Origin of the sequence: Rhizobium aouanii, assembly GCF_037002925.1 — a bacterium.
Taxonomy (GTDB): Bacteria; Pseudomonadota; Alphaproteobacteria; order Rhizobiales; family Rhizobiaceae; genus Rhizobium; species Rhizobium aouanii.
Genome location: NZ_JBAMYD010000004.1, coordinates 1 through 25,537, shown reverse-complemented (window position 1 = coordinate 25,537; position 25,537 = coordinate 1). Strand labels below are relative to the sequence as shown.

The 25,537-nt window shown below is 62.5% G+C and carries 24 protein-coding genes and 1 pseudogene; 12 read left to right on the top strand and 13 right to left on the bottom strand.

The features are described 5' to 3' along the window. Positions 1 to 10: 10 nt before the first annotated feature. Genes V8P77_RS08200 through V8P77_RS08190 form a run of 3 tightly spaced genes read right to left on the bottom strand, consistent with a single transcriptional unit; the run spans position 11 to position 2,618 of the window. Complete coding sequence (locus V8P77_RS08200; protein ID WP_335911583.1) at positions 11 to 847, bottom strand: carbohydrate ABC transporter permease; 837 nt, start codon at positions 845 to 847, stop codon at positions 11 to 13. Next, positions 847 to 1,788, bottom strand: a complete 942-nt coding sequence (locus tag V8P77_RS08195) for a carbohydrate ABC transporter permease (protein ID WP_335911582.1) — start codon at positions 1,786 to 1,788, stop codon at positions 847 to 849. Before V8P77_RS08195 ends, V8P77_RS08200 begins: the two co-directional genes overlap by 1 nt. After that, positions 1,785 to 2,618 (bottom strand): MBL fold metallo-hydrolase, encoded by an 834-nt coding sequence (locus V8P77_RS08190; RefSeq protein WP_335911580.1) that lies wholly within the window; start codon positions 2,616 to 2,618, stop codon positions 1,785 to 1,787. Before V8P77_RS08190 ends, V8P77_RS08195 begins: the two co-directional genes overlap by 4 nt. 159 nt (positions 2,619 to 2,777) lie before the next feature. Here V8P77_RS08190 and V8P77_RS08185 point away from each other — a divergent pair, with 159 nt between their 5' ends. The 3 genes from V8P77_RS08185 to V8P77_RS08175 all read left to right on the top strand — a co-directional run bounded on the left by V8P77_RS08185 (position 2,778) and on the right by V8P77_RS08175 (position 5,639). Continuing rightward, a complete protein-coding gene (locus V8P77_RS08185; RefSeq protein WP_335911578.1) occupies positions 2,778 to 3,722 on the top strand; it encodes a LysR family transcriptional regulator in 945 nt (314 codons plus the stop codon). 111 nt (positions 3,723 to 3,833) lie between these two features. Further along, positions 3,834 to 4,988: an NAD(P)-binding domain-containing protein gene (locus V8P77_RS08180; RefSeq protein WP_335911576.1), complete on the top strand. Its 1,155-nt coding sequence runs from the start codon at positions 3,834 to 3,836 to the stop codon at positions 4,986 to 4,988. Beyond that, positions 4,989 to 5,639, top strand: coding sequence for an HD domain-containing protein (locus V8P77_RS08175; protein ID WP_335911574.1), 651 nt, complete (start codon positions 4,989 to 4,991; stop codon positions 5,637 to 5,639). 23 nt (positions 5,640 to 5,662) lie between these two features. Here the strand turns inward: V8P77_RS08175 and V8P77_RS08170 are convergent, their stop codons facing one another. From V8P77_RS08170 to V8P77_RS08160, 3 genes are all read right to left on the bottom strand, one after another. Next, the gene (locus tag V8P77_RS08170) at positions 5,663 to 6,196 is read right to left on the bottom strand and encodes a GNAT family N-acetyltransferase (RefSeq protein ID WP_335911573.1); all 534 of its coding nucleotides are present in this window, start codon (positions 6,194 to 6,196) and stop codon (positions 5,663 to 5,665) included. Between the two features lie 18 nt (positions 6,197 to 6,214). Then, a complete protein-coding gene (locus tag V8P77_RS08165; protein ID WP_335911572.1) occupies positions 6,215 to 7,033 on the bottom strand; it encodes a bifunctional allantoicase/(S)-ureidoglycine aminohydrolase in 819 nt (272 codons plus the stop codon). Between the two features lie 115 nt (positions 7,034 to 7,148). Further along, positions 7,149 to 7,802, bottom strand: a complete 654-nt coding sequence (locus tag V8P77_RS08160) for a glutathione S-transferase (RefSeq protein ID WP_335911570.1) — start codon at positions 7,800 to 7,802, stop codon at positions 7,149 to 7,151. A 123-nt stretch (positions 7,803 to 7,925) separates the two neighbouring features. Here V8P77_RS08160 and V8P77_RS08155 point away from each other — a divergent pair, with 123 nt between their 5' ends. After that, positions 7,926 to 9,140 (top strand): polyhydroxyalkanoate depolymerase, encoded by a 1,215-nt coding sequence (locus V8P77_RS08155; RefSeq protein ID WP_335912179.1) that lies wholly within the window; start codon positions 7,926 to 7,928, stop codon positions 9,138 to 9,140. A gap of 31 nt (positions 9,141 to 9,171) precedes the next feature. Here the strand turns inward: V8P77_RS08155 and V8P77_RS08150 are convergent, their stop codons facing one another. From V8P77_RS08150 to V8P77_RS08125, 6 genes are all read right to left on the bottom strand, one after another. Continuing rightward, complete coding sequence (locus V8P77_RS08150) at positions 9,172 to 11,007, bottom strand: ABC transporter ATP-binding protein (protein ID WP_335911568.1); 1,836 nt, start codon at positions 11,005 to 11,007, stop codon at positions 9,172 to 9,174. 32 nt (positions 11,008 to 11,039) lie between these two features. Continuing rightward, positions 11,040 to 12,236, bottom strand: coding sequence for an aminotransferase class V-fold PLP-dependent enzyme (locus V8P77_RS08145; RefSeq protein WP_335911567.1), 1,197 nt, complete (start codon positions 12,234 to 12,236; stop codon positions 11,040 to 11,042). Between the two features lie 68 nt (positions 12,237 to 12,304). Next, positions 12,305 to 12,817 (bottom strand): RidA family protein, encoded by a 513-nt coding sequence (locus V8P77_RS08140; protein ID WP_335911566.1) that lies wholly within the window; start codon positions 12,815 to 12,817, stop codon positions 12,305 to 12,307. 50 nt (positions 12,818 to 12,867) lie between these two features. Next, the gene (locus V8P77_RS08135) at positions 12,868 to 13,737 is read right to left on the bottom strand and encodes an ABC transporter permease (protein ID WP_335911565.1); all 870 of its coding nucleotides are present in this window, start codon (positions 13,735 to 13,737) and stop codon (positions 12,868 to 12,870) included. Further along, positions 13,737 to 14,678, bottom strand: coding sequence for an ABC transporter permease (locus tag V8P77_RS08130; RefSeq protein ID WP_335911564.1), 942 nt, complete (start codon positions 14,676 to 14,678; stop codon positions 13,737 to 13,739). The genes V8P77_RS08135 and V8P77_RS08130 overlap by 1 nt, the downstream gene beginning before the upstream one ends. An 80-nt stretch (positions 14,679 to 14,758) precedes the next feature. Beyond that, on the bottom strand, positions 14,759 to 16,285 hold the full coding sequence (locus V8P77_RS08125; RefSeq protein ID WP_335911563.1) for an ABC transporter substrate-binding protein: 1,527 nt from the start codon (positions 16,283 to 16,285) through the stop codon (positions 14,759 to 14,761). A 227-nt stretch (positions 16,286 to 16,512) separates the two neighbouring features. Here V8P77_RS08125 and V8P77_RS08120 point away from each other — a divergent pair, with 227 nt between their 5' ends. From V8P77_RS08120 to V8P77_RS08085, 8 genes are all read left to right on the top strand, one after another. Continuing rightward, the gene (locus V8P77_RS08120) at positions 16,513 to 17,097 is read left to right on the top strand and encodes a DUF1349 domain-containing protein (protein WP_335911562.1); all 585 of its coding nucleotides are present in this window, start codon (positions 16,513 to 16,515) and stop codon (positions 17,095 to 17,097) included. Between the two features lie 225 nt (positions 17,098 to 17,322). Next, entirely contained in the window at positions 17,323 to 18,456 is a 1,134-nt protein-coding gene (locus V8P77_RS08115) for a transporter substrate-binding protein (protein WP_335911561.1), read from the top strand. Further along, on the top strand, positions 18,453 to 19,034 hold the full coding sequence (locus V8P77_RS08110) for an ANTAR domain-containing response regulator (RefSeq protein ID WP_335911560.1): 582 nt from the start codon (positions 18,453 to 18,455) through the stop codon (positions 19,032 to 19,034). The genes V8P77_RS08115 and V8P77_RS08110 overlap by 4 nt, the downstream gene beginning before the upstream one ends. After that, entirely contained in the window at positions 19,034 to 19,882 is an 849-nt protein-coding gene (locus V8P77_RS08105) for an ABC transporter permease (RefSeq protein ID WP_335911559.1), read from the top strand. The genes V8P77_RS08110 and V8P77_RS08105 overlap by 1 nt, the downstream gene beginning before the upstream one ends. Next, complete coding sequence (locus V8P77_RS08100) at positions 19,882 to 20,802, top strand: ABC transporter permease (protein WP_130747641.1); 921 nt, start codon at positions 19,882 to 19,884, stop codon at positions 20,800 to 20,802. Before V8P77_RS08105 ends, V8P77_RS08100 begins: the two co-directional genes overlap by 1 nt. A gap of 25 nt (positions 20,803 to 20,827) precedes the next feature. Further along, complete coding sequence (locus V8P77_RS08095) at positions 20,828 to 22,447, top strand: ABC transporter substrate-binding protein (RefSeq protein ID WP_335911558.1); 1,620 nt, start codon at positions 20,828 to 20,830, stop codon at positions 22,445 to 22,447. Between the two features lie 191 nt (positions 22,448 to 22,638). Beyond that, positions 22,639 to 23,583: an acetamidase/formamidase family protein gene (locus V8P77_RS08090; RefSeq protein ID WP_335911557.1), complete on the top strand. Its 945-nt coding sequence runs from the start codon at positions 22,639 to 22,641 to the stop codon at positions 23,581 to 23,583. Continuing rightward, complete coding sequence (locus V8P77_RS08085; RefSeq protein ID WP_335911556.1) at positions 23,580 to 25,268, top strand: ABC transporter ATP-binding protein; 1,689 nt, start codon at positions 23,580 to 23,582, stop codon at positions 25,266 to 25,268. The genes V8P77_RS08090 and V8P77_RS08085 overlap by 4 nt, the downstream gene beginning before the upstream one ends. Here the strand turns inward: V8P77_RS08085 and V8P77_RS08080 are convergent. Next, positions 25,241 to 25,537: pseudogene (locus V8P77_RS08080) on the bottom strand (hypothetical protein); the annotation flags it as partial. The gene V8P77_RS08085 and the pseudogene V8P77_RS08080 sit on opposite strands and share 28 nt — an antisense overlap.

Sequence of the window (25,537 nt, the reverse complement as noted above, 5' to 3'; positions counted from 1 at the left end):
TTGTTGAATCTCAGTCGACCTGGCCCGAAGACATCGCCATTCCGGCCATGAACTGCTTCTGGGCAAGCAAGAATCCGATCAAAAGCGGAACGACCGTCAGCGTCGCGGCCGCCATCTGCGGCCCGTATTCCGAGCCGAGGTCCTGGTTGAGAAACTGCACGATGCCGAAGGGAACGGTGGCAGTGGCATCGCTGCGCAGCACGAAGGATGGCCAGAAGTAGTCGTTCCAATGCGAAACGAAGCTGAAGACGCCGAACGTGGCGATCGCCGGCCGGGCCATCGGCAGCACGATCGCAAACAGGATGCGGGTTGGCGAAGCCCCGTCCAGTCGCGCCGACTCGAAGACCGAAGCCGGGATCGACAGAAAGAACTGACGCAGCAGGAAGACGCTGAAGGCGGAGCCGACAAAGGGCAGGATCAACGCCCCGAGACTATTGATCAGCCCGAACTCCGAGAGAAGCACGAACACCGGGATGGCAGTGACCTGATAAGGAATGAGCATGGCGCCAAGAACAAGCCACAGGCCCGCAGTCTGCCCGTGGAAATGCAGCCGCGCCAGCGCATAGGCTGCCGGGATGCAGATGATGAGTTGGCCGATGAAGATGGAGACGACGACGACGATGCCGTTGAAATAATAGCGGGCAATCGGCACTTCGGCGAAGACCCGACGATAATTGTCGAGCGTAACCGGACCGAGACCAAGCATATTCCCCGAGAAGATCTCGTCCGCAGGCGTCAGCGACGTTCGGAGCATGAGCCAGAAAGGCAAAAGCATGAAGACGGCGCCGATGGCCAGCACTGTGTGAAGGCTGATCTGGCGCGTCAGAGCCGTCGGACGATCCGTCATCATCGCCGCCCCGCTGCTTCGAGCGTCGACGTTGCCCGCATCTGGACGAAGGCGGCGACAAGGGCGAGCGCGAGCAGGATGAGCGCCACCACCGCACCGCCGCCAATGTCGAAGAAATAGATGCCGCGCTGCCACATGAGATAGGCAAGCGTCTCCGTTCGTTTCGACGGGCCGCCGCCGGTCATGGTGGCTATCGTATCGAACACACGAAGCGCATTGATGCTGCTGACGACGGTGGCGAAGACGGTTGTCGGGCCGAGCGCCGGCCAGGTCACGTGCCAGAAGCGGCCCCATGCGCCGGCGCCATCGACCCTTGCGGCCTCGGCCACATGTCTTGGGACGGCGGCAATGCCGGCGAGATAAATGATCGTCACGAAGCCGATTTGCTGCCAATTGCCGACGATGGCGACGGCCGGCAAGGCGAGCGTCGGCGAATTCAGCCAGTCACTGAGGCCGAGCCAATGGCCGATCGTCAGATCAACGACACCTTTGCGCGCCAGAAACATCCACCGCCAGACCACGGACATGGCAACGAGGGTTGCTGCGACGGGCAGGAAATAGACCGCGCGCCAGAAGGCAGTGCCGTGTGACAGAGCGTCGATGGCGAGCGCCACCAGCAGGCCGAGGACCAGCGACGTCGGCACCGTCATCGCAACGTAGAGAAAGGTGACGCAGATGCTGTTTGCTATCTCGCCACGGCCGATCGCCAGGCTGAAATTGGCAAGGCCGACGAAGCGGTGCGTGCCGGCCAGGATATCGATATTGAAGAAGGCAAGACCGATGATCAGGAGGCCGGGCAGGATCGTGAAGGCGGCCAGCAGAAACAGCAAGGGCGCCATGAAGAGATAGGGTGCAGCCCTTGCCCAGCGTGCCGGCGCCGACGGCGGCAGCGGCGTCAGGATCGAAGTGAGGCTGCCGATCGATCCGGGCGCGGCACTCATAACAGAAACATCCGCTCGTCGGCGGCAATGCGGATATCGCCGCCGAATTCCGCAGCTGCCGCCGCCCTTGCGCTTTCGCCATCGGCCGGCGAGCCGAGATGACAGAGGACGAGGGTCTCCACCCCGGCGATCCGGGCAAGACGGCCGGCCTCACGCGGCGTCATATGAGCGCCTCCGGGTGCGTTGGCACTAGAGAGATGCGCATCCGCAAGCAGCAGCACTGCGCCGGCGAAAAACTCGGCAAGCTCCGGCCGCCAACGCGTATCGCCGGTATAGGCAAGCGTCCTGCCGCCCGCCTCGAGGCGCATGGCCGCCGTCACGATCGAATGGTCGGCCGGCGCGGTGGTGACGCGGATGTCGCCCTCGTTCCAGGTATCGCCCGGAACATATTCTTCGATGTCGAAGACCGTCAGCAGCCAGTCTTCGCCTTTTTTCATGATCTCGCGCAGAGCGGCATGGCCCGGACCACGATCCTCCTCGCCGAAACGCCAATTACGATGGTCGAAGAGGCCGGAGAGTTGTTCGAGGAAGCGCCGGCCGCCGGGAGGAACCCGCAGCGGCAGCCTGCTCGTCCGGCCGGCGCAGACCCATTCGTTCAGCAATCCATAGCCGAGCGGTATCAGGTCGAGGATATGGTCGGGATGCATATGACTGATGATGACGGCATCGAGCCGGCAGGTTTCGCTTGCCGAAAACAGTGCCGTCGCGATGCCCGGTCCGCAGTCCAGCAATATCGCCTGCCCCATGCCGCTCAGGCGATATCCCGAGCATGGCAAGCCGAGCACCGGATAGCCTCCTGACGAGCCCAGAATGTCTAATCTGACTTGCATCGTTTGTCCGGTCGCCTCTTGCCGTGTCCCTCAAGCGGCACAGCAGGTATTGGGCGGATGTATCGGACGGATGACATTTAAATCGGATTGTCATCGGCACTATAGAAAGCATCTATAGATCAGGTCCCTGCGTCACAAACAACAAGGGGATTGAACCGGATGTCGGACGCCACGCTTTCGCCTGCCATCCTGCGCCGCATGCGCAGGCTCAGCTTGCGGCAGCTGATCTATTTCGTCGAGCTGCAGCATCATGGCAGCTTCAGCCGTGCTGCCGTCGCCCTTGCCATCAGCCAGCCGACGCTCAGCCAACAGATCGCCCAGCTGGAGGAGGCGCTTGGCGTCGCACTCCTTCAGCGCGGCACCAAACTGCTGCGGCTGAGCGATGACGGGGAACTGTTCCTCGTCCGCTGCCGCCGCATTCTCGGCATGCTGGGCGACGCGATGGAAATGCTCGACGGCGAGCGAAGGACGAAGACGCTGAGGCTCGGCATCCCGAGCTATCTCTCCTATTCCGCCGTCACCGAGCTGCTGCGGCAATTCCGCCAGCGCCAGCCGGCCGTCATTCCCTATCTCGCCGAAATGCCGGCGGAAGAAATGAGCCAGTTTCTGAACGAGGGGGAGCTGGATGCCGGTTTCCTGACACTTCCAACACCGGCAAAGCTCATGGAGGACATGCGCTCGCAAACGATCTGGGAAGCACCCTATCGTGTCTGCCTCTCGCGGCAGCATCGGCTGGCGTCAAAGAAAGTCCTTCGTGCCGAGGACCTTGCCGAACTCGACTTCGTGCTTGTGCCGCGCGACTATCACCGCACGCATTACGACTATCAATTGAATGCCTTGAAGGGTCTCGGCATAGAGCCGCGGATCATCGATACCGACGTCAGCACGACCCAGTCGCAGATGGCGCTGGCCGCCGCAGGGCTCGGCGCCTGCCTGATTTCTCCGGGAACTGCGGCCATTCCGGACGATCTTGTCTTGAAAGAGACGGAAGCTGCGATCGGAACGCATGCCCTCGCGCTGTTCTGGCCGCCGGCCAGCAAGAACCCGCTGCTGAAATCTTTTTGCGACTGCGCGAGGAGTTTTGCTGCTCAGGCAAAACGGTAAGCACATGTCATTGGCCGGGCGCTGCCGGCAAACAGGTCACATGCCTGAAACACGGTCATCGTATCACTAAATGGATGACGTAATTTTGTGCAGTACCCGAAGGGCAAGATCATGGCTATCGTGCAGTCATTCCGCCAGGGGCATCATCTCGTTCAGCCTGGCCACGACGTCCAGGGATTTTTCAACCAGGTTTGCGCGTCCCTTTCGACGCGCCGCGCCAATCTTGTCATGGTCTGCCACGCGATCGGCAGCCTTCCGCCTTTCCTGCAAGCGTTGGAGCAGGTGGCCGATATCTCGGGCATTCTGGTAAAACCGAAGTCCGCCCAGACCGACATATTGCGCCGGATCTCGCGCTACCACCGGACGGAAATCCTTTCGCGGGAAATCTGCGAGTCGCCGTTCAAGACACAGGAGCTTCTCGACGGCATGACGGGCGGACGGGAAACCATCCTCGTCGATATCGGCGGCTATTTCTGCAACGTGCCGGCCTGGAAACAGCAAGGCTTCCTGCAGAATATCGTCGGCATCGTCGAAGATACCGAGAATGGCCATCAACGTTATCAGAAGTCGGACCTCTCAGGCATGCCGGTTGTCTCGGTCGCCCGCAGCACGACCAAGCAGCTTGAAGACTGGTGGGTCGGCCGGGCGATCGTCTTTTCGGCCGAGCGGCAGCTGCGCCATATCGGCGAAACTTTCCATGCGAAGAAAATCACCGTCCTCGGCTTCGGCAAGATCGGCTTCAGCATCGCAGACACCCTGCTTCGCCATGGCTACGACGTTTCGGTCTTCGACACCGATCCCTGCAAGCGGGTTTTTGCCAAGTGTCTCAACTATGCCATCCCTGAGCGTGACCGTGCGATCTCCGGCGCCGACGTCATTTTCTCGGCAACCGGCAATCGCGCTCTCAGGCTTGCCGATCTGAACCGGAAGAGCCGGCCGACCTTCGTCTTCTCGGCGACCTCAGCCGACGACGAATTCGATATTGATTTCAGCACGGCGACGAAAACCTACGGCGAGTTCTGGCAATTCCCGCGCCGAGACGACAGGATGGCGGATTTCTTCGCCAATCGCGGCAATGCGATCAATTTCATCGACGGTGGAGAAATCGGGCGCTACGCGCATATGGTGCAGTCGGCAATCGCTCACGGCATCGACGCGATCCTCTGCGGCGAGTATGCGCTCGGCACGATCTCCGAACTCAGCCAAACCAGGGAGCGGCTGATCTCGTCGGCCTATATCTCCGAGTTCGAGCAGGATCGCGGCTGAATGTCGACATTGGAAATTCGTCTCGAGGCCTTCGTCAAGACATGTGTCGGCATCGATCCCGCCCATGACCTGCTTCACGTCAAGCGGGTCGTCGGAAGCGCAAAGGCGTTTGCGGCGGAAGAGGAGGAACCGGCCAGACAGGATGTGCTGATTGCCGCCAGCTGGCTGCACGACGTCATCCGTCGCGAAAAGGACGGCGGCATGCGAGCGCCGTCATCGGTGCATTCAGCCTCGCTTGCCGCAGAATTCCTGCGCGAATATCAGCTTCTCGACGATGCTGATATAGAGCGGGTCTATCACGCGATTGCAGCTCACAGCTACACGGCGGGCATCCCGCCGGAAACCATAGAGGCGAAGATCCTGCACGATGCCGACCGGATCGACGCGCTTGGCGCCATCGGTATCGCCCGCTGCATGATCGTCGGTGGCCGCTTCGGTGCGGCCCTCTATCATGAGGGCGAACCCATCCCCGAGGCTCGCGATATCGACGACAGGAAATTCATCGTCGATCACTTCTACAACCGGCTGTTCACGCTCGAAGACACGTTTCTGACGAAGGCCGGCAGCCGCGAAGCGGCGCATCGTACCCGCTACATGCGCGCCTATATCGAGGAGCTCGAACGCGAGATGCCGGAGACGCGTCTTTCGTAATTGGTGCCGATGTGTAGCTGGGTTTAAATACCGTTTGATGACCGCAGTTCGTAGAGCACGTGATGGCGCAACGGATGCCCTTCGGCTAAATTGGGATGATCGAACTCACCGATCCGGTTCATCCCCAGTCGTCTCATCAAACCCCAGGAATTGCTGTTTGCGGGCACCGTGAAGCTGACGATGCGGTCAAGCTTCAGCGTGTTGAACGCAAAGTCGAGCGACCGTTCTGCGGCCTCGCGCGCATATCCGGCACCGTGCCGCGACGCTGAAAGCCGCCAACCGATTTCGACTGCAGGGGCAAACGGCAAAGCCGGCGAGACCTTGGCAAGACCGCACATGCCGATCAACTGACCGCTTGCCTTCTCCTCCAGCGCCCAAAACCCCCAGCCATGATCCTCGAAGTGCCGGTCGATACGGTCGAGCATCGCATCCGACTGTTCCTCGGTCAGAGGATTGAGATATCGGACGACGTCGGGTTCGGCATTGATCGCAGCGAAAGGCTTGCGATCCTGCTGTTGCCAGGGTCTCAAAATCAGGCGTTCAGTTTCGAGCTGCATCGTCCCTCACCATCGCTCCTACCAGAGCGTCATGTGACGGTTGACATCCTTGTAGAGCAGGTAGCGGAACCGGCCGGGGCCGCCGGCGTAACATGCCTGCGGGCAGAAGGAGCGCAGCCACATGAAGTCGCCGGCTTCAACCTCCACCCAATCCTGGTTCAGCCGATAGACGGCCTTGCCTTCCAGCACATAGAGACCGTGCTCCATGACATGGGTTTCCATGAAGGGGATCACGGCACCCGGCTCCAAAGTCACGATATTCACGTGCATGTCGTAGCGGACATCGGCCGGATCGATGAACCGGGTCGTCCCCCAGCGTCCATCGGTATCAGGCATTGCCGAGATGGGATGTTGGTCCTCATGCGTGAAGATCGCCGGCGGCAGCTCCAGCCCCTCGACCTCCTGAAAGGCCTTTCGAATCCAGTGGAATTTTGCCGCCGTCGAGCCGCCGTTTTTCAGGCGCCAGACCGAGCCCGCCGGAAGATAGGCGAACGAACCGGCGCGCAGCGCATGGCTGGCGCCGTCGAGCTCCACGGTCATCTCGCCTTCGACGACGAACAGAACCGCTTCGGCCCGCTGGTCGGGCTCCGGCCGGTCGCTTCCGCCGCCGGGCTGAACCTCCATCACATATTGCGAGAAGGTCTCGGAGAAACCGGAAAGCGGCCGGGAGAGAACCCATGCCCGTGTCCCCGTCCAGTGAGGAAGGACGCTGGTGACGATATCGGTCATGACGCTGCGCGGGATGACCGCATAGGCCGTGGTGAAAACGGCTTTGCTGGAAAGCAGCTCGGTTTGCGGCGGCAGTCCGCCGAGTTTCGAATAATAGTCTCTGTTCATCGGTCCAGGCTTCGCGGCTTTTGGCACTGCATCTGCTTTATGCGCCGCTCATCCTCCAGGCAACTCTTAATTCGGCCCGTGAAAGTCGATGCGGAGCCGCACCGCCGCATTCCCTTCAGAACTCGACTTCCAACTCGACAATCTCGTCCGGCTCGACCATCGCGCCTTCGGTCCACTCGCCCAACAGCGGCCAGGACAGCACCGTTTCCACATAGGCTGCAAGCTGCGGTTCGAGCTCCACCGCATAGGTGCGGAAGCGGGTGCAGACCGGCGCATACATCGCATCGGCCACGGTCGGCGCGGTGCCGAACAGCCAGGGGCCGCCGCTTGCCTCGAGGCATTCGGTCCAGATCGCCTTGACGCGCTCGACATCGGGCCGCGCGCCCGAAAATATCTTGAAGCTCGCATGCCGCGCCTTGAGGTTCATCGGCAAGGCCGAACGCAGATTATGGAAACCCGAATGCATCTCGCCCGAGACCGACCGGCAGCGGGCGCGCGCCGCGCGCTCAGTGGGCCAGAGCCCCGCAGTGGGCGTCACTTCGTGGAGATATTCGGCGATCGCCAGCGTGTCCCAGACCGTCACATCGTCATGGGTCAGCCTCGGCACCAGAACCGATGGTGAAAGCAGAAGCAGTTCCTGACGCGCTTCGTCATCCATCTCCACAAGGACTTCGGTGAAGTCCAGCCCCGCCATCCGGCACAGCAGCCAGCCGCGCAGAGACCAAGAGGAGTAGTTCTTCGAGGAAATCGTCAGTGCAGCTTGCGACATCGGGCTCGTATCCTTGTCGGACAATGTTGCTTCTTCCTCGATAATCTTCTCGCATGGCAGGACATATTCCACTAGCATTTTTTGCACCGCCGCATCGATGCGGCAGTGCGGGAGATTTCGGCCATGCTCTACCAGGCCTATCAGTTCCAGGACGATCTCATCGCGCCGCTCCGCGATCTGGCGCGGCGCCTGCAGATCTTCTCCGCGACAGCGCTCTGGGGATCCGGCAGCGAAATGGGACGGCACTTCGCCGCCGCGCTGGAGATAATCTCACGCTTCGAAATCACCCACCAACGTCCGGATTTCGCCATAGACTCGGTCATGATCGGCAATCGCGTGGTCCCCGTCACCGTCGAGACCGTACTCGACATGCCCTTCGGCACGCTGCTGCGCTTTGCAACGGACACCGATGCAAAGCGGCCGCGGGTGCTGGTCGTCGCCCCGCTGTCCGGCCATTTCGCGACGCTCCTGCGCGGCACGGTGCAAACCCTGCTGCGCGATCACGACGTCTACATCACCGACTGGGCGAACGCCCGCGACGTGCCGCTGTCGGCCGGACGCTTCGGCATGGACGACTATGTCGATTATATCATGCATTTCCTGGAGGAAATCGGCCCCGGCGCTCATATCCTTGCCGTCTGCCAACCCTGCGTACAGGCGCTGGCCGCCGTTGCCGTGATGTCGGAAGAGCGGCATCCCGCCACCCCGCGGACCATGACGCTGATGGCCGGGCCGATCGATCCGCGCGAGAGCCCGACGAAGGTCAACGAACTTGCCGTATCGAAGTCGCTCGCCTGGTTCGAAAACTCGCTGATCACGGGCGTTCCCTGGCGCTATCGGGGCGCCGGGCGGCGGGTCTATCCCGGCTTCCTCCAACTCGTCGCCTTCATGTCGATGAACATGCAGCGCCACCAGGACGCCCATCGCAAGCTCTACGACCATCTGGCCAAGGGCGAGACGGCCGAAGCCGGCAAGATCAAGAAGTTCTACGACGAATATTTCGCTGTGCTCGATCTCACCGAAGAGTTCTACATCGAGACCATCGATCGCGTCTTTCAGAAGGCGGAACTTGCGACCGGCGACTTGACCCACCATGGCCGCAAGGTCGACCCGGGCCAGATCCGCAACACGGCACTTTTGACCGTCGAGGGCGGCCGCGACGATATCTGCGCGCTCGGACAGACGTCGGCCGCGCACGATCTCTGTCGTGCACTGCGCCCGCATCTGAAGCGCCATCATCTTCAGGCCAATGTCGGACATTACGGCGTCTTCAGCGGCCGCCGCTGGGAGGGGGAAATCTACCCCGTCGTGCGCAACATGATCCTGGCGATCGAATAGCGCCGGCCAAATCCGAAACGCGATGCCAAGTCTACCGATCGGCCATCACCAGGTGGCCCGGCCCGACTTCGCGATAAGACGTGCTTGCAGGCTGATAGTCGACCGGGCGCATCGGGCTCTTGATTTCGTCATTCGCCACCATCCGCTTTTCATGGCGGCGGTCAGGATCGGGTACGGGCACTGCCGCGATCAGTTTCCTCGTATAGGGATGTTGCGGATTTTCGAAGACCGCGGATCGCGGACCGATCTCGACGATCTCACCGAGATACATCACCGCCACGCGGTGGCTGACACGCTCGACCACCGCCATATCGTGCGAGATGAACAGGAAGGCAAGGTTGAGGCTCTGCTGCAGATCGAGCATCAGGTTGATGACCTGGGCCTTGATCGAGACGTCGAGCGCCGAGACGCTTTCATCGGCGACGATGACCTTCGGCTGCAAGGCGAGCGCGCGGGCGATGCAGATGCGCTGGCGCTGGCCGCCGGAAAACTCATGCGGGTAACGCGCGGCCATCTCCGGCAACAGGCCGACCTTCACCAAAAGATCGGCGACGACGTCTTTCGCCTGCTTCGTACTGCCCATCCTGTGTTCGAGATAGGGTTCGGCGATCGCAGCACCGACCGTCATGCGCGGGTTGAGGCTGGCAAAAGGATCCTGGAAGATCATCTGTACGGATTTGCGCATCTCGCGCAGATCCCTCCTGTCGAGGCCGAGCACCTCTCTGCCCTCGACGAGAACGGAACCGGCCTGGGGCTCGATGAGGCGCATGATGGCGCGGCCGGTCGTCGATTTGCCGCAACCGGATTCGCCGACCAGCGACAGCGTCTCGCCGGCGTGAAGATCGAAGGAGACGTTTTCGACGGCATGCACCCGGCTGGTCAGCCGGCCGAACAGGCCGGAGTGAATGTCGAAACGCTTGGTGAGGTTCTTCACCTGCAGGACCGGCGTCGCTGCTACCGTATCGGCGACTTCGGCCGGAATGTCCGATTCACCCGTTGCGGTATTGACCACGGGAAAGCGCAGCGGCCTTTGCCGGCCCTGCATCGAGCCGAGCACCGGCACGGCTGAAAGCAGCGCTCTGGTATAGGGATGTTTGCCGCGGTGAAAAATATCGGCGGTGGCGCCGCTTTCCACCTGTTCGCCGCGATACATCACCACCGTCCGGTCGGCGATCTCGGCGACGACGCCCATGTCATGGGTGATGAACAGAACGGAGGTCCCCTCCTCGTCCTGCAGCATCTTGATAAGATCAAGGATCTGACCCTGGATGGTGACGTCGAGCGCCGTCGTCGGCTCGTCGGCAATCAGCAGCTTCGGCCGGCTGGCGAGCGCCATGGCGATCATCACCCGCTGGCGCATGCCGCCGGAGAAGCGATGCGGATATTCGCCGAAGCGCGAGGCGACCGAGGGGATGCGGACCTTTTCCAGCAGCCTTATCGTCTCGGCTTTGGCATCGGCCCTGCTCATATCGGAATGGCAGAGCAGCGCTTCGGATATCTGGTCGCCGATGGTGAAGAGCGGATTGAGCGAGGTCATCGGCTCCTGGAAGATCATCGCCACCTCGTTGCCGCGCACCTGCCGCATCGCATTTTCCGGCAAGGCCAGGAGGTCGCGTCCGCCGAGCATGACGCGGCCCTCGACACGGCTCGTATCCGCCTGCAGCAGCCGCATGATCGAGAGCGAGGTGACGCTCTTGCCCGACCCGGATTCGCCGACGATCGCCACCGTTTCCGCAGGAGCGACGGTGAAGGAGACGTCGCGCACGACCTGTTTCCAGACGCCGTCCACCAGGAAGGATGTCGTCAGACCTTCGACGGAAAGAACGTCGGTCGTCGTCTGGATCGGTTGGGTTTGGGCGCTGGCCATGGCGGTTCCTCTTGCGACGGGTAAGCGGCGGATCAATCCGGCCAGCGCAGTGCACCATCGAAGCGGTGCCTGCTGCGGTTTTCGATCGGCGTTGCGATGATCTCGTTGGAAGCACGTGCCTTGTCGAGTTCCTGCGCCAGGCGCTCCGCGACGATCGTCTCCTCACCCGGGTGCAGGTTGCATGGGTCGAGATAGAAATAGCGATGCTCCACCTCGTGATCGCGCACGATGATCGGCGGGCTGCCCTTGGCAAGCGCATCGGCCAGATCCCAGGCGGTAATATGCGCCTTCTCGGGATCGACGATCAGGCGCAGCCGATCGAGCGGATTATTGGTCGGATCGGGCTCGATCAGCGCGGTGAGGCCAGGGCGGCCGTCAAGGGTGCGCTTCCACAAGTTGAGATAGCCGGTCTCGCGTTCCCGGATGCCGGCATGATCGCGGTTTTCCCATGCTTCGAGTGCCGCCATGACGCCGAAGATGCTCTCCTTGCCGACCTTCATGCCGCGGCCGATGCCCATATTCTGCAGGAAGGCATGGCGCACCAACTCCTTCCTGCCGGCAACGATGCCCGAGGTCGGGCCGCCGAGGAATTTGTGGCCGGAGTAGAGGGCGATATCTGCCCCCTGCTCCAGGAAAATCCTGAGATCATATTCCGAGGCCGCATCGACGATGACGGGCACGCCCTTGGCATGAGCGATCTCGACGAATTCCTTAAGGTTCAGCAGGCCATAATCCACGACATGGTGGGAGACGACATAGACGGCAGCGGCGGTCTTGTCGGTGATGGCGTTTTCCATGTGGAAGCGATGCGTCGAGGTCGCCTGCCCGACAAGCACGACCTTGCCGCCGGCAAGCCGGATCGCCTGGTCGACCGGGGCGCCGTAACTGACGACATGGCCCATCTGCACCAGCACTTCGTTCTTCTCCGGCACCACATCCGGCAGCTTTTCGATCGCCAGCAGATTGTCGCCGGTGATCGCGCCGGCGACGGCGAGCGAAATGCCGGCCGAGCAGGAGGCGGTGACGAAGCCCGCCTCGCCGCCCGTCAGCCGGGCGATGACGCCACTTGCCTTGCGCTGCAGGTCGTTGATCTCGACGAAGTGCGGCAGGATCGATGCCATCGCGCTGATCGCTTCGGGAACGACGATCGAGGCGCCGAGGCTGGTCATCGTGCCCGATACATTGATGACGGGGCGCAGGCCAAGCGACGGGCGGATATCAGTGGACATGGAGATCTCCAGGATTCTAGGTCGAAAAACGAAACATGGCGCGGTCGATCAACTGTGTCGAACTCCCGTCAGCCGTGCAAGGCGACGATCGCCTCGATCTCGACGGTGATGTTGCCGGGCAGCGAGCCGAAGCCGACGGCCGAGCGGGCATGTTCGCCGGCCGCTCCGAAGACTGCGATAAGGAGATCCGAACAGCCGTTGATGACGCTCGGATGATCCTCGAAATCAGGCACGGCATTGACCATGCCGAGCAGCTTGACCACCCGCTTGACGCGGGAGAGATCGCCGAGCGCATCCTGCATGACGGCAAGCAGGTTGATGCCGGTCAGCCGCGCGTGACGGTAGGCCTCCTCGACACTGACCCCACCGCCGACCTTGCCGGCATGCATGAAGCCGTCGGCTTCACGCGGGCCCTGGCCGGAGAGATAGAGCATATTGCCTTCGATCACGTGCGTCACGAAATTGGCGATCGGCGGCGGCGGCGGCGGAAGCGCAATGCCGAGGGCGGCAAGCCGTTCGTAAGGCGAGTGCTCGACCTTGCCGGCGGCGGTGGGAAACTGATTCACGCAAACTCCTGTCATGCAATTTTCGATTTGGCGAATTTCGATTGGGCCGACGCTTGGCCGGCGGATTAGAGATCCTTGCGCAGTCTGGGATCGAGCATGTCCCTCAGGCCGTCGCCGACCATCTGCAGCGACAGCACGGAGAGGATGATGGCGACACCCGGAAACAGCGTCATCCAGTCGGCCTGGCCGATATACTGCCGGCCGGCGGCGATCATCGTGCCCCAGGTCGGAATTTCGGGGCTGACCCCGAGGCCGAGGAAAGACAGGCCGGCTTCGGCAAGCATTGCGCTGGCGAAGAGGAAGGTGGCCTGCACGAGAATCGGCGACAGCAGATTGCGCAGCACATGTCGCGTCATGATATGGAAGGTCGAGATGCCGAGCGCCCTCGCCGCCTCGACATAGGGCAGCTCGCGAATGACCAGTGTCGAAGCGCGCACGATGCGCGCAAGCCGCGGCGCATAAACAATCGACAGCGCGATGATCACAGTCGTCAACGACGGGCCGAGGGCGGCGACGAGCGCGATCGCCAGCAGAATATCGGGGAACGCCATCATCGCGTCGATCAACCGGGCGATCGGCGTGTCGAGCTTCTGGAAAAAGCCGGCAAGCAAGCCGAGCGTCACGCCGATCACGGCTGACAAGGTCACGACCGCAACACCGACGAGCAGCGACAGGCGGCCGGCGAAGATCGTACGCGAAAAGACGTCGCGGCCGAACTCGTCGGTGCCGAAGAAAAAGGTGCCGCTCGGCGGCTTCAGCCGGTTGACGATGGAAAGCTTCGACGGCGAATAGGGCGCGACAACAGGCGCAAGGACCGCCAGAAGCACGAAGATCGTCAGGATCAGCAGACCCAGGGCGACCGTCTTGCGTATGAGCAGGCGCCTGGCAAATTTGCTGCCCTCGCCTTCGACGGGTTTGATTGCGATATCGGCCATCAGTAGCGCACCCTCGGATCAACAAGCAGATAGAGCATGTCGATCGCAAAATTGATCAGCACGTAGAGAGCTGCGATGACGAGCAGCGCCCCCTGGATGACGGGATAGTCGCGGCGCAGGACCGCCGAGACGACGAGATTGCCGACACCCGGCAGGCCGAAGACGGTCTCGGTGACGACGGCGCCTGAAATCAGCACCGCTGCCGTCAGGCCGATCACCGTCAGGATCGGGATCAGCGCATTCTTCAGCGCGTGCTTGAGAATGACCCGGCGCTCGATCAACCCCTTGGCGCGGGCCGTGCGAATATAATCGTCGCCGAGCACATCGAGCATCGACGCGCGGGTGAAACGCAGAATCAGCGCCGAAGAGACAATGCCGAGCGCAAAGGCAGGCAGCGTCAGGTGATACATCCGATCGAGAAAGGTCGAGCCCGGACCGCCATAGCCCGAGACCGGGAAGAGGTTGAGCCTGACGGCGAAGAACTGCATCAGGATCAGGCCGAGCCAGAAGCTTGGAATGCTGGCGGCAAACATGGCGAGCGTCGTTGCCGCCTGGTCGATGAAGGAGCCGCGCCGATAGGCGGCATAGATGCCGATCGGCAGGGCGATGATGCTGGCGATTGCGAGCGAAAACAAAGTCAGGAAGAAGGTCGGCTCGGCCCGGTCGAGCAAGGCCGAGGTGACAGGCATGTTGAGGAAGATCGACTGGCCGAGATCACCTCTCAGCATCTGGCCGATATAATAGACATATTGCAGGCCGAGCGACTGATCGAGGCCGAGCCGGGCCCTGAGGTCGGCAATATCCTGCGGCGTCGCATCCGGCCCGAGCATGACGGCGGCCGGATCTCCCGGGGTCACGCGCACGATGACGAAGACGATCGTGACGACGAGAAACATCACGACGATCATGCCGAACAGGCGCTGGAGGATGTAGCGTATCATGAATGCCTGGCAAACCTTTGCAGATGCTGCAAAAAAGAAGACCGATACCGACCAGGGATGGCCGGTATCGGTGGCGATGCTTACTTCTTGATCGAAGCATTCCAGAAATAAGGCCACGGAGCCGGATCGACGCCTTCGAGCTTGGTCGACTCTGCCGAAACGGCATTGAAATCGCCGATCTTCATGAAGGGGGCGTCGGCATAGATCGCCTTCTGGACATCGGCCCAGAGCGCCACGCGCTTCTTCGGATCGACTTCCGAGGTGAAGGCATCGACGGCGGCCTTGCGGGCCGGCGTATCCCACCAGCCCGGCGAGCTGGTCGAGAGCGAACCGATCAGGGCAGGCTCCGGCAGGAAGGGGCTATGGGTGATGTAGATATCCCAGAGCTTCGGATCGGTGCGGCGCTGCGTCAGCGTCGCCCAGTCCACAACCTGCATATCGACGGTGAAGCCGGCAAGCTTCAGATATTCGGCGGCGACCTGCGCCATCTTGTAATGGAACTCGTACTGGCGGCTGGTCAGGATGCGGATCGGCTCGCCATTGTAGCCGGCCTTCTTGGCGGCGGCCGCCGCCCCTTCCGGATCGGCGACGTTATAGGCGCCCTCGACGCCGGCATCCGTCGACCAGGCAAAGGTCTTGGGATAGATGGCACCGTCGAGCGCGTAGAAATCCGTGCTGCCGAAGGCCGCGGCCAGCATATCCTCCATGCTGAGCGCCTGACGGATCGCCTTGCGGACCTCGACATTCCCAGCAATACCTTCCTTCGTATTGAAGACGAAGACCGGATAACCGAAGGGCTTCAGGATGATCGGCTGCGAGGCGGTGGAGGCCTTCAGCTTGTCGTAGGATTCCACAGGGATCGAGTCGACATAGTCGTATTGGCCGGAAACGGCGGCCTCGACGCGGGTGTTCGGATCCGGCACCGGCACGAAGCGGATCTCGTCGAGATACTGGTGGCGGGCGCCGCCATAACCATTGCTGTCGCCTTCACGTGACTTGTAGCCATCGAATCGGACGAGCTGGATATATTGATCGGCCTTGCGCTCCTTCAGCATATAGGGACCGGTGCCGATGAAGTCCTTCATCGGCTCGTCCTGCTTTTCGGACGGGATGATGATCGCGGCCGAATTGTTGAAGGCGAGCAGCGAGGTCAGCGGCGCATAGGGCTGCTTCAGCGTGATCGTCACGGTCGCCGGATCGACGGCGGTGACCTTATCGATGAAGCCGGCCACCTGCTTGCCGCGCGAGGCGATCTTCATCCAGCGGCCAAGCGAAGCGACGACATCTTCCGAGGTCATCTCGCTATTGTCGTGGAACTTGATGCCGGTCCTGAGCTTGATCGTATAGGTTTTGCCGTCGGCACTGATCTCAGGCAGGCTTTCGGCGAGCAGCGGCGTGACGTTCCAGCTCTTGTCGAAGGTGTAAAGCGTTTCGAAAATGTGCTGCGTGACGATGCCGACGAGATCGGCTGTCGACGACATCGGATCGAGCGTCGGCGGCTCGCCGATCGTCGCGACATTGATGACCCCGCCCTTTTCCTGGGCCAACAGGGTCGAAGGCAGGGCGACAAGCGCGGTGCCGAGGAGGAATGCGACAAGTGTTTTCATGTGAAGGCTCCCGGTTTAATTCCACAGTTATGTAATTCATCTTTTTGTAACAGAATAAGAGATGGATCGGTCCTGTCAAGCATGAGCGACGGATTATGCCTGGCGCGACAACCGGGACGCCGGAAAAATACACACTCATCGGCTGCGCCTGCCTGCACTAAGCCCGCGCATTGTGCCAAGGTGAGGCGATGGCCCTGCGGTGGGCGTCAACGGAACGGGAGAACAGGATGAGCATCGATTTCAACGACGGCAAATGGCTGAACGAGCCGGCACACTGGCAGGCGAACGAAGCAAGCCTTACCCTGACCACCGATGAGAAAACCGATTTCTGGCGAGAAACTCATTACGGCTTTACCCGCGACAGCGGCCATTTCCTCGCCTTCCCCACGGCCGACGGCTTCACCGCGCAGATCCGCATCCAGGGCGAATTCCGCACGCTCTACGACCAGGCCGGCTTGATGGTGCGCATCGACGAGAAACGCTGGGTGAAAACGGGCGTCGAGTTCACCGACGGCGAACCCTTCCTCAGCACGGTCGTCACCGACGGCAGGTCCGACTGGTCGGTGTCACAGCCCTTCAAGGAGTTGGAGGATTTCCGCATCCGCGTCACCCTCGCCAACGGCGCCATGCGTATCCAGACCTCACGCGACGGCAGCTTCTGGCCACTGCTGCGGCTCGCCCCCTTCCCGGCTGCCGCGCGCTACGAGGTGGGGCCGACCGCCTGCACACCGGAGCGGAGCGGACTGAGGGTGCGCTTTTCGGAGTTTTCGATCGGACCGGCGACCACCAGGGATCTGCATGATTTGAGCTAGTGTCCTTTCGCGGCTCCACCCCGGGGAAAGAACAAGATCAAATGACTGCGAGCGCAGCGCAGGACGCTTGACAAACACAAGCTGCCTGTATTTTACTCAAGCCTGCGGATTAGGCAGAAGGCCTGCCGCATTGACATGACTCCGATAGTCTCCGGGCAGTTTCGCCCCATGACGCCTCATCGCTCGATGGGACCAGCGTCGTGGGGTTTTTGATGTGGTCACTTCATGAACGACGCGCTGAAAATCGGCATCCTCTTTTCGACCACCGGGCCCTACGGCTCGATGGGCCGCGACGCGCGCGACGGCGCCGATTTCGCGATGGCCGAATATGCCGGCGTCGAAGGACTGGCGCTCGAACCCATCTTCTTCGATCCGCATGCCGATCTTGCCGCCTATTTGGACGGTGCGCGCAGTCTTCTGCGGGCCGGCTGCCGCCATATCGTCGGCACGATCACGTCTGCGGCACGCAAGGAAGTTATCCCGCTCGTCGAGAAACATGACGGCCTGCTCTGGTATATGTGCCCCTATGAAGGTTTCGAGGCCAATGAGAACGTCATCTATGTCGGCGGCTGCCCGAACCAGCATCTGTTGCCGCTTTTCGAGCACCTGATCCCGCGTTACGGCGCAAGGCCCTATCTCGTCGGCGCCAACTATGTCTGGGGCTGGGAGATGAACCGGCTCGCCCGCGAACTGATTACCAATGCCGGCGGCGAAGTACTTGGCGAACGTTATCTTCCGCTCGAGGAAACCGCCGTCGAACGCATCGTCGCCGAGATCGCGCAGCGCCGCCCGAGCTTCATCCTCAACAATCTGATCGGCCCCTCGAGCTACGCCTTCCTGGAAGCGATCAGGGCCCTCGGTGATCGCGACCCGGCCTTCCGCGCGGAAAACTGCCCGGTCGTGAGCTGCGACCTGATGGAATGTGAACTCGACGATATCGCCGCCGGAGCTGCTGCCGGCCAGCTTTGCGCCGCTTCCTATTTCGACAGTATCGCGACCCCCGAAAATGCCGCCTTCAAGGCCCGTGTCACTGAGCGTCACGGCGCGGAGCGGCGTGTCTCCAGCGTCTTTGCCAGCGCCTATACGGCCGTCCGGCTCTGCGTCGACGCGATCGTCGCTGCTGGCGGTGACGAGCCCGACGCCGTCCGGCGCGAGCTCTACAATCGATCCTGGCCGACCCCGTTCGGCGCGCTTTCGATCGACCGCGAGACCAATCATGCCGCCCTGCCCTTCCATCTCGGCCGGATCAACGCCGACAACGGCTTCGATGTCGTCGCCTCGCGGCCGCCGCTTGCCGCCGACCCCTATCTGACCGGCCGCAACCGCCAGGCGTTTCCACGGCTGAGGGTGGTGTCATGAGAGAGACACCCAATTTCACCGGCTGGCAGGCGATGGTCCTGCACCGCGAGGACGGCAACACCGAAAAGCTGATCCGCCAGCTTCGCCTGCTCGGCATCCATGCAACGCTGCAATGGGCGCCGCTCTCGGCCGCGGCACTGCCCGATCTCGTCATCGTCGATGCCGACCAGGGCTGGGACGATCTGCTGCCCTGGAACGGCGAAACGCCGGCCTGCCCCGTCGTCGCCTTGCTTGGTTCGGAGGCGCCCGGCCGCATCGCCTGGGCGCTCGGACAGGGTGCCGGCGCGATCATCGCCAAGCCGATCGCCACATCGGCCGTCTATCCGGCGCTTGTCATGGCCGTCTCCATTCATCAGGAGCGCAAGGCGACCGTGGAAAAGCTGCAATATCTCGAAGAGCGCGTCCGGCTGCGGCCGCTCGTTCACGCCGCTGTCGAAAAGCTTCAGGCCGCACACGGCATCGACGAGGAGAGCGCCTACGCAATTCTGCGCAATTGCGCCATGCGCCGCCGCCTGCCGATGGAGCAGATATCAGCCTTCATCCTGGCGGGTGCCGAACCTCTGCCGGAGGCGGGCTGATGCATGTCTTGAAACAGATGATCCGCCAGCCGGCGGCGCTCTTCGGCCTGATTGTCGTCACGCTGGTCATCGGGCTCGCCATTGCAGCGCCGTGGATCGCGCCGTTCAGTCCAGACGAGCAGATGTTTGACGGCCTTTCGCTCGAAGGCGCGCCGCTGCCGCCGGGCGGTCCCTATCTCCTCGGCACAGACACGCTCGGCCGCGACCTCTTCTCGCGCCTGCTCTTCGGCGCCCGCACCTCGCTGATCATCGGCCTTGTCGCCAACGGCATCGCGGTGACGATCGGCCTGTTCGTCGGCATCGTTGCCGGTTATCTTCGCGGACTGCCAGGCAACATCCTGATGCGCTTCACCGATCTGATGATGGCCTTTCCGGCGCTGCTGCTCGCCATCGTGCTGGCAGCCCTTTTGAAGCCGAGCCTCTGGATCGTCGCCATGGTGATTGCGCTGGTCAACTGGGTCCAGGTCGCCCGCATCGTCTATACCGAAACCCGCGGCCTGGTGGAGCGCGATTTCATCATGGCCGAACGCTCGCTCGGCGCCGGCCATATGCGCGTGCTCTTCATGCATATCCTGCCGCACCTCATGCCGACGGCAATCGTCTGGGGAACGCTTGGCATCGCCACCACCGTTCTGCTCGAGGCCACGCTTTCCTTCCTCGGCGTCGGCGTCCAGCCGCCGCAGCCCTCCTGGGGCAACATCATCTTCGAGAGCCAAAGCTATTTCCAGGCCGCCCCCTGGCTGGTCTTCATTCCGGGCGCGATCATCCTTCTGACGGCGCTTTCCTTCAATCTGGTGGGCGACGCGCTGCGCGACATTCTCGACCCGACCCAGCGCGGGAGAGGCTGATGGCGTCACTCATACTCCGCAGGCTGGCACAGGCGGCTCTCATCCTGCTCGGCGTCGCGGCGATCACCTTCGTGCTGCTCTACGCGCTTCCCGCCGATCCGGCCCGCATGATCGCCGGCCGCAGCGCCACCGCCCAGACGGTCGCCAACATCCGCCATGAGCTCGGCCTCGACCAGCCGCTGCTGGTCCAATTCGGCACCTATCTCGGCAATCTGCTGCATGGCAATCTCGGCCGCTCCTATGCGCAGAAAACCGACGTCTGGACGCTGATCGCCGCCCGACTACCGGCGACGCTGACGCTGATGCTTGCCGGCATCTTCGTCGAGGTGGTGCTCGGCCTGACGCTCGGCACCATCGCCGCCGTGCGCCGCGGCGGCTTCGTCGACCGGCTGGTGATGATGGCCTCGTTTGTCGGCACCTCCGCGCCGCAGTTCCTCGTCGCCCTGCTGCTGCTCTACCTGCTGGCGGCAACGCTCGGCTGGTTTCCGATGAGCGGCTACGGCAGCTTCTCGCACCTCGTCCTGCCTGCCGTAACGCTCGGCATCTGTGGCGCCGGCTGGTACGCCCGCATGGTGCGCTCGTCGATGATCGACGTGCTGAACCAGGATTATGTCCGCACGGCGCGCGCCAAGGGTCTTTCCTCGAAGCGCGTCATCCTGCGGCATGCGCTGCCCAACGCCGTGCTGCCGATCATCGCCATGATCGGCATCGATATCGGCCAGTTCATGGGCGGCGTGGTCGTGGTCGAAGCGGTCTATGGCTGGCCCGGCATCGGCCAGCTCGCCTGGCAGGCGATCCAGCAGGTCGACATCCCGATCATCATGGGCGTCACCCTGACCTCGGCGCTCGCCATCATCATCGGCAATCTGCTTGCCGACCTCGTCGCGCCGGTCATCGATCCGCGCATCCGCACTCGCTGACAGCAACCAAAGAAGGGGAACCAAGATGTTCAAACGCTGGCTGCAACAGACGACCATGGCAACGATGGTGGCGCTCGCTCCATTGTCCGTCATGGCGCAGGAAACGCCTAAGCAGGGTGGCGATATCGTCGTCACCTACAAGGACGACATCACCACGCTCGACCCGGCGATCGGCTACGACTGGGTCAACTGGTCGATGATCAAGAGCCTCTATTCCCGCCTGATGGACTATGCGCCCGGCACGCCGAACCCGGTTCCCTCGCTTGCCGAAAGCTTCACCGTTTCGCCCGACGGCTTGACCTACACCTTCAAGCTGCACAAGGGCGTGAAGTTCTCCAACGGCCGCGAGGTCGTCGCCTCCGACGTGAAGTATTCGATCGAACGCGCCGTCGACCCGAAGACTCAAGGGCCCGGCGCCGGCTTCTTCGGCGCCATCAAGGGCTTCGAGGATGAAACCGGCGGCAAGACGACGACGCTCTCCGGCATCGAGACGCCTGACGATAGCACCGTCATCTTCAACCTCTCGCGTCCCGACGCCACCTTCCTTCACGTGCTCGCCATCAACTTTGCCTCGGTCGTGCCGAAGGAAGCCGTCGAGGCGGCCGCCGGCGACTTCGGCAAGAAGCCGGTCGGCTCCGGCACCTTCATCCTGAAGGATTGGACAATCGGTCAGCAGCTCGTTTTCGAGCGCAACAAGGATTATTTCGTCAACGGCGTTCCCTATATCGACAGCTTCAAGGTCGAGGTCGGCCAGGAGCCGCTGGTGGCGCTGTTGCGCCTGCAGAAGGGCGAGGTCGATATTGCCGGCGACGGCATTCCGCCGGCGAAGTTCCTCGAAATCAAGAACTCGGCCGACGGCGCGCAGATGATCGTCGACGGCGAACAGCTGCATACCGGCTACATCACCCTCAACACCAAGGTAAAGCCCTTCGATAATGTCAAGGTTCGCCAGGCGTTGAACATGGCGATCAACAAGGACCGCATCACCCGCATCCTGAACGGGCGCGCAACGCCTGCCAACCAGCCGCTGCCGCCGCTGATGCCGGGCTACGACAAGTCCTTCACCGGCTATGCCTATGACGTGGCGAAAGCCAAGGCGCTGCTTGCCGAAGCCGGCTATCCCGACGGCTTCGAAACCGTGCTCTACTCGACCAACACCGACCCGCAGCCGCGTATCGCCCAGGCGATCCAGCAGGATCTGGCCGCTGTCGGCGTCAAGGCCGAAGTCCGCGCGCTCGCCCAGGCAAACGTCATCTCGGCCGGCGGCACGGAAGGCGAAGCGCCGATGATCTGGTCGGGCGGCATGGCCTGGATCGCCGACTTCCCGGATCCATCCAACTTCTATGGTCCGATCCTCGGCTGCGCCGGCGCGGTTCCGGGCGGCTGGAACTGGTCGTGGTACTGCAACGCCGATCTCGACAAGCGCGCCGTCGCCGCCGACTCCATGTCCGATCCGGCAAAGGCAGCCGAACGCACCGCCGCCTGGGGCAAGATCTTCACCGACATCATGGCCGATGCGCCGTGGATCCCTGTCATCAACGAACGCCGCGTCGTCGCCAAGTCGCTGCGCATGGGCGGTGCTGACAACATCTACATCGATCCGACCCGCGTCATCAATTACGACGCGATCTACGTGAAGCAGTAAGCAGCCGTTCGTTGTCGGCTGCCCCTCATCCGGCTGCCGCCACCTTCTCCCCGTCGATACGGGGAGAAGGGATATGCCGCTCCCTCTTCCTCATCCTCAAGCGCTGCGTGGGCAAGTCCCCTCTCCCCGCTCGCGGGGAGAGGGTTAGGGTGAGGGGCGACCCACGCCGAAGCCAATTCCGGAGAATGACCATGTGCATCGCCTGCACCCACACCATCCACCGCGCCCAGCATAATTTCGGCTGGAACAAGGATTTCGCCCCCGCCGTCATCGCCAAGCCCGGCGAGACGATCCACTTCGAATGCATGGATTCATCGGGTGGCCAGCTCGGAAACGACGCGACGCTGGAAACGCTGAACGCGCTCGATTTTGGCAAGATCAACCCGGTCTCCGGCCCGGTCTATATCGAAGGCGCCAAGCCCGGCGATGCGCTGAAGGTGACGCTACGCAAGTTCATTCCCTCGGGCGTCGGCTGGACGGCCAATATTCCAGGCTTCGGCCTGCTTGCCAACCAATTCAAGGATCCGGCCCTGCACGTCTGGTCTTATGACGCCAACAGCATGGTGCCCGCCCTTTACGGCCCGGGAGGTCGCGTGCCGCTGAAGCCTTTCGCCGGCACGATCGGCGTTGCGCCCGCCGAGCCCGGCACCCACTCCGTCGTTCCCCCACGTCGCGTCGGCGGCAACATGGACATCCGCGACCTGACGGCAGGCGTGACGCTTTATCTGCCCGTCGAGGTCGACGGCGCGCTGTTTTCAATCGGGGATACCCACGCCGCCCAGGGCGATGGCGAAGTCTGCGGCACGGCGATCGAAAGCCAGATGAACGTCGAAGCGACGATCGAGCTCGTCAAGGACGCCAAGCTGCAAACGCCGCGCTTCACCACGACCGAATCGGTGACCCGCCATCTCGACGGCGCCGGCTACGAGGTGACGACAGGCATCGGCCCTGATCTGATGAGCGGAGCGCGTGAAAGCGTCATGCGCATGATCGATCTTCTCGGCGCCGAACACGGCATGAGCGCCGTCGATGCCTATCTGCTCTGCTCGGTCTGCGGCGATCTCCGGATCAGCGAAATCGTCGACCAGCCGAACTGGGTGGTTTCCTTCTACTTCCCGAGGATCGTGTTCGCGTGAACGAAGCCATGCCCGCCGCAGCACCGGTGCTCAGCCTTCGCAATCTGAGCATCGATGCCCGCACACCCGAAGGCCGCAAGCCGGTTCTCCAGGATGCCAGCTTCGAGCTTGCAAGCGGCGAGACGCTCTGCATTGCCGGCGAATCCGGCTCCGGCAAGTCGGTCACCTCGCTGTCGATCATGGGGCTCCTGCCGAAGGCCTCGCTGCGGGTCGCCTCCGGCAGCATCATGCTCGGCGAGCGCGACCTGCTCACGCTTTCCGACCGGGCGATGCGCGGCGTCCGTGGCGGCGATATCGCCATGGTGTTCCAGGAGCCGATGACCTCGCTGAACCCGGTCATGTCGGTCGGCAACCAGCTGACCGAGGCAATCCGCGCGCACCAGGGCAGCAACAATGCCGAGGCGGTGGCGCTGAAGATGCTCGATGCAGTGCAGATCACCGAGCCGGCGCGGCGGCTGAAGCAATATCCGCACGAGCTGTCCGGCGGCATGCGCCAACGGGTGATGATCGCCATGGCGCTCTCCTGCCGGCCGAAGGTGCTGATCGCCGACGAGCCGACGACGGCGCTCGACGTCACCGTACAGGCGCAGATTCTCAGGCTGATGCGCGAGTTGAAGCGCGAATTCGGCGCCTCGATCATCCTGATCACTCACGACATGGGCGTCGTCGCGGAAATGGCCGATCGCGTCGTCATCATGCAGAATGGCAGGATCGTCGAGCAGGGAACGGCGCTCGCCATCTTCCAGCGACCGAAGGAGGCCTATACGCAGCAATTGCTCGCCGCCGTCCCGCGGCTCGGCGCGCTTGCAGGCACCGACCACCCGCCGCGCATCACCCAGCGCGCCGTCGAGACGCTGCATCCGGACCGCACGCCGGTCCTGAACGTGCGCGACCTCACCGTCACCTATGGCAATGCTGCAAGCCGGCTTTTCAAGGGCAAGCCGCCAGTTGCAGCCGTCGATGGCGTTTCCTTCGATATTCTGCCGGGTGAAACGCTCGGCCTCGTCGGCGAAAGCGGCTCGGGCAAATCGACGACGGGCAAGGCCGTCCTCGGTCTCATCCCCTTCAAGGGCAATGTCCTGATCGACGGCCGCAACATTGCCGGCCTCAGCCAGCGCGAGATGCGGCCCGTGCGCCGCTCGGCGCAGATGATCTTCCAAGATCCCTATGCCTCGCTCGACCCGCGCATGGCCGTCGGCAAGGCGATCGGCGAGCCGATGGTCATCCACGGCATCGGCAACCACAGCGAACGGCAGGACCGCGTCGCCGAACTGCTGCGCCGGGTCGGCCTGACGCCTGATGCGGCGACGCGCTATCCGCACGAGTTTTCAGGTGGCCAGCGCCAGCGCATCTGCATCGCCCGTGCCCTGGCGCTGGAGCCCAAGCTGATCGTTGCCGACGAGAGCGTCGCAGCGCTTGACGTCTCGGTCCGCGCCCGGGTGCTCGACCTCCTGCTCGAACTGCAGGAAACCATGGGGCTCGCCTATCTCTTCATCTCCCACGACATGGCGGTGGTCGAGCGCATGTCCCACAACGTCGCCGTCATGCGCACCGGCCGCATCATCGAAACCGGCACACGGCGGGATATCTTCGAGAACCCGAGGGATGACTACACCCGCGCGCTGATCGCCGCGGTTCCGATCCCCGATCCGGAGGTCTATCGCGGCAGGGAAGCGCATGCGTGAGGCGGGCTTTGCCGGCCCATTAGGGCGAGGCCGCCCTTCGCCATCAAGCATACTTTTTGCATTAGCCTGGTTTTGACTTCGCGGGTAAACGAGTTCGACCGACGGGCATTTCTACTTTTCCCGTAGCGGATTAGTCGGTGCCTCAATGTCGTATTCTCGACGGTGACCTTGCCCCCAAGTTTTATCCAGTTTTGAGTTCGCTCCAGCGGTTTTTGGTTGCGGTATTTGGGGTGGTAGCGGTAGCGGCGGGTTGCGGTGCGGAGCCATTT

Bases quoted from the DNA above. Each gene is read 5' to 3' on its own strand.
- V8P77_RS08135 (WP_335911565.1), bottom strand. From the start codon at position 13,737: ATGGCCGATATCGCAATCAAACCCGTCGAAGGCGAGGGCAGCAAATTT.
- V8P77_RS08195 (WP_335911582.1), bottom strand. From the start codon at position 1,788: ATGAGTGCCGCGCCCGGATCGATCGGCAGCCTCACTTCGATCCTGACG.
- V8P77_RS08120 (WP_335911562.1), top strand. From the start codon at position 16,513: ATGAGCATCGATTTCAACGACGGCAAATGGCTGAACGAGCCGGCACAC.
- V8P77_RS08180 (WP_335911576.1), top strand. From the start codon at position 3,834: ATGGCTATCGTGCAGTCATTCCGCCAGGGGCATCATCTCGTTCAGCCT.
- V8P77_RS08090 (WP_335911557.1), top strand. From the start codon at position 22,639: ATGTGCATCGCCTGCACCCACACCATCCACCGCGCCCAGCATAATTTC.
- V8P77_RS08175 (WP_335911574.1), top strand. From the start codon at position 4,989: ATGTCGACATTGGAAATTCGTCTCGAGGCCTTCGTCAAGACATGTGTC.
- V8P77_RS08140 (WP_335911566.1), bottom strand. From the start codon at position 12,817: ATGACAGGAGTTTGCGTGAATCAGTTTCCCACCGCCGCCGGCAAGGTC.
- V8P77_RS08185 (WP_335911578.1), top strand. From the start codon at position 2,778: ATGTCGGACGCCACGCTTTCGCCTGCCATCCTGCGCCGCATGCGCAGG.
- V8P77_RS08160 (WP_335911570.1), bottom strand. From the start codon at position 7,802: ATGTCGCAAGCTGCACTGACGATTTCCTCGAAGAACTACTCCTCTTGG.
- V8P77_RS08150 (WP_335911568.1), bottom strand. From the start codon at position 11,007: ATGGCCAGCGCCCAAACCCAACCGATCCAGACGACGACCGACGTTCTT.
- V8P77_RS08125 (WP_335911563.1), bottom strand. From the start codon at position 16,285: ATGAAAACACTTGTCGCATTCCTCCTCGGCACCGCGCTTGTCGCCCTG.
- V8P77_RS08165 (WP_335911572.1), bottom strand. From the start codon at position 7,033: ATGAACAGAGACTATTATTCGAAACTCGGCGGACTGCCGCCGCAAACC.
- V8P77_RS08100 (WP_130747641.1), top strand. From the start codon at position 19,882: ATGGCGTCACTCATACTCCGCAGGCTGGCACAGGCGGCTCTCATCCTG.
- V8P77_RS08130 (WP_335911564.1), bottom strand. From the start codon at position 14,678: ATGATACGCTACATCCTCCAGCGCCTGTTCGGCATGATCGTCGTGATG.
- V8P77_RS08145 (WP_335911567.1), bottom strand. From the start codon at position 12,236: ATGTCCACTGATATCCGCCCGTCGCTTGGCCTGCGCCCCGTCATCAAT.
- V8P77_RS08110 (WP_335911560.1), top strand. From the start codon at position 18,453: ATGAGAGAGACACCCAATTTCACCGGCTGGCAGGCGATGGTCCTGCAC.
- V8P77_RS08155 (WP_335912179.1), top strand. From the start codon at position 7,926: ATGCTCTACCAGGCCTATCAGTTCCAGGACGATCTCATCGCGCCGCTC.
- V8P77_RS08200 (WP_335911583.1), bottom strand. From the start codon at position 847: ATGACGGATCGTCCGACGGCTCTGACGCGCCAGATCAGCCTTCACACA.
- V8P77_RS08115 (WP_335911561.1), top strand. From the start codon at position 17,323: ATGAACGACGCGCTGAAAATCGGCATCCTCTTTTCGACCACCGGGCCC.
- V8P77_RS08190 (WP_335911580.1), bottom strand. From the start codon at position 2,618: ATGCAAGTCAGATTAGACATTCTGGGCTCGTCAGGAGGCTATCCGGTG.
- V8P77_RS08095 (WP_335911558.1), top strand. From the start codon at position 20,828: ATGTTCAAACGCTGGCTGCAACAGACGACCATGGCAACGATGGTGGCG.
- V8P77_RS08170 (WP_335911573.1), bottom strand. From the start codon at position 6,196: ATGCAGCTCGAAACTGAACGCCTGATTTTGAGACCCTGGCAACAGCAG.
- V8P77_RS08105 (WP_335911559.1), top strand. From the start codon at position 19,034: ATGCATGTCTTGAAACAGATGATCCGCCAGCCGGCGGCGCTCTTCGGC.